Genomic DNA, 2850 nt, shown 5'->3' with positions numbered 1-2850 from the left:
AATTTCTATCAAATATTACCTCTATTTTAGTGCCTCTAACCACCCTACTGGCCACACTTGACGTGTAGTATCTGCCGTCAGTTAGGCAGATAACACTATAAGTAAACTGTTATTTTACATACCCTATATTAAAGTGTAACTTTAATTATAGTACACTTCAATTTAGTCTTTTAATCAACAATAATACAATAACATACATCACTTTAACTAAATTATTGCCATCATGTCCTTGACTTGATCTCGTCTTATCCTCTTTCAGAACCTTGATCAACGCCTAGATTCATAAATCCAGAATTAGACTGATTTTCGCTTTTTTATCCTTACCTTTGTTCTGAAATAGGTCATGTCATGACACTTCTCCCTTCGAGTTTTGTCATTTTTGCCCGCAAAACAATTTAGTTAAATCAGTTATGAAACACATATTTAAGTATATAATCGTCATTATTGTCCTCTCGACCCTCTCGAATCGAGCCGAAGCCCAGGGTTGGTTCCGTTTTGCACCTTATGGCCAGTCTCTCTATGCAGACAGGCACCCATATTTCCTTCGAATGGACATTGCTGCGACCAACAATAATTTGATGTTCGATTACGGTCAGTCAGACAAATCAGCGAGAATTCAGACTTTCGGCAATGTCGCTTTTAATGCTCCGATATGGTGTGGCAATTTTGCTGAAGGTCGTTTCGGTCTCAGCATTACCCATACAGTGTCGGCCGATATCTGGATGGACATACTCGAGTCGTCTACATCTCCAATTGTAAATACTGACTATAGGATAGGTGCTCCTGCCGCTACCTTTATCCATCGCTTCTCCCCTGACAGTTTCTTCAAGAACTATAGCATCCACTTCGCTCCTCTTCGTCATGAATCTACACATATCGGTGACGAGATGGTGCTTCAGAGAAATGATCTCGATTATGCGATCCGTAGGGTAAACGTCAGCTACAATTATTCGGAGTTCGCATTTACCATCAATGAACCTGAGGACAGATACAACCAGTGCCATACTTTCAAGGCTGGCATAATGCTGATGCATTCTCCGAAGAATGGTCTCTATTTCGTCGAGGAGCGCGATGGACAGCTGAATCAGATTCCTGGTGCGACCATGGATGAGAATGCGAACGGCTATAAGATTGCACGCGGCCCGAGGGGAGGTGCATGGGAAGGCTACCTGCAGTACCAGTATCAGAGTCCGACCGAAAGGCATGGTATCCAGGGAATCGCGTCGGCTGAGGTAAGGAATCGCGCGAAGTACGGCTATGATCTAGCTGCCAAGGCCGGTAATGCTCCGACCGAGGTCCTGAGCGATTCGCGTGCTTTCACCGTCAACGTTTTCGTAGGTTTCCGCTACAACAGGAAAGATCATGACGGATACCTGTCGCGTGTTGCCTTCGGTCTGAGGGCGTATCACGGAATCTGCCCTTACGGTATGTTCCGCAGCATTGACAAGTTTACCCAGGCTGGTCTTTGCATTATTATCCAATAATCTCTAATTTTATGCTCTGCAATATTAATCCTTGCATGCACATCATATCTGACCATATATTTTATAACCATATGAAAAAAATTCTGAGTATCGCATTTGCTGCAGCGGCTGTGTCTGCTTGCTGCACCAAGACCGAGGAGATTCCTGGAATCAAGGACTTCATCAAGGACGACTTCAAGATCGGAGTTGCCGTAGGACCAAGGACCGTCGAGGGCCTCGAGGGTGAGATGATCCTGAAGCACTTCACCACCATGACTGCGGAGAATGTCATGAAGCCTGCCAGCGTGATCCAGCAGGACGGCAGCTATGACTTCACCCAGGCTGACAAGATCGTAAAGTTCGCGCAGGACAATGGTCTTACCATGCGTGGACATACCCTCGTATGGCACGGCTCCACCCCTCGCGGCTACATGAACGATGCCGACGGCAATCCTCTTACCAAGGAGCAGGTGATGGCGAAGCATGAGAACTATATCAAGACTGTCTTCGAGCACTATCCGAAGGACGTGATCTTCTGCTGGGACGTGGTCAACGAGGCTCTTGCCGACGAGCCGGGCGAGTCTATCTATAGGACGAGGTCTCCATGGTATCAGGCATTCGGTGGTCCTGAGTATATAGAGTGGGCTTTCCGCACAGTGAAGAAGTATGCTCCGGAGGGAGTGCAGCTCATCTACAATGACTATAATGTCGTCGATCCGGCAAAGCTCGACCGTGCGTGCCAGATGCTTTCGGAGCTGCTCGAGAAGGGCGTTCCTATCGACGGAGTAGGTCTCCAGGCCCATTGGGACAATTCCATCACCCGCGAGCAGATCCAGACCGCCATCGACAGGTTCTCGGCTCTCGGTCTTGACATCCACATCACTGAGCTCGACCTTACCTGCTTCGATAATTACCACGGCAGTGGTGCTGCTGAGCGCCAGAGGATCAAGAACTCGATCCATTACACTGATGAGGTCGCGGATGCTCAGGCTGCTCAGTATGCGATGATCTTCGATGTTCTCCACCAGAACCATGACAAGATCTCTTCTGTCACTTTCTGGTGCCTCACCGATCGTTCGAGCTGGCTCAACAACTTCCCTATCCGCGGTCGTCTGGACTACCCTCTTCTCTTCGATGCGCAGCATCAACCAAAGAAGCCTTTCTTCGCAGTCAAGGACGTTTACACTAAGAAGTAATTAAAGAATAAAAGAAGCCGTGGTCTCGCTAGGACACGGCTTCTTCTGTAGTTCGTCCAGCACGAACGTATTCTAACGGGTGAAAGTCCCCAAACCGCCCTGATAGTGGGAAGGTTACAGCTGAAGGCAAGGGTGTCCATCGTGAGGTGGAATCTGAAGGAAGCCGGAGGCAAACATCTGGTCCGACGGAC

At 48.1% G+C, this 2850-nt stretch carries 2 protein-coding genes; both read left to right on the top strand.

What is annotated here, in order from left to right:
- The first annotated feature begins 410 nt into the window (after positions 1 to 410).
- Positions 411 to 1484: a hypothetical protein gene (locus tag AC06ND_RS08780; protein ID WP_475678605.1), complete on the top strand. Its 1074-nt coding sequence runs from the start codon at positions 411 to 413 to the stop codon at positions 1482 to 1484.
- A gap of 71 nt (positions 1485 to 1555) precedes the next feature.
- Entirely contained in the window at positions 1556 to 2659 is a 1104-nt protein-coding gene (locus AC06ND_RS08775) for an endo-1,4-beta-xylanase (RefSeq protein WP_475678604.1), read from the top strand.
- Positions 2660 to 2850: the final 191 nt, after the last annotated feature.

This window comes from Candidatus Cryptobacteroides sp. (assembly GCF_056207615.1).
This window is presented reverse-complemented; position numbering and strand designations above follow the sequence as displayed.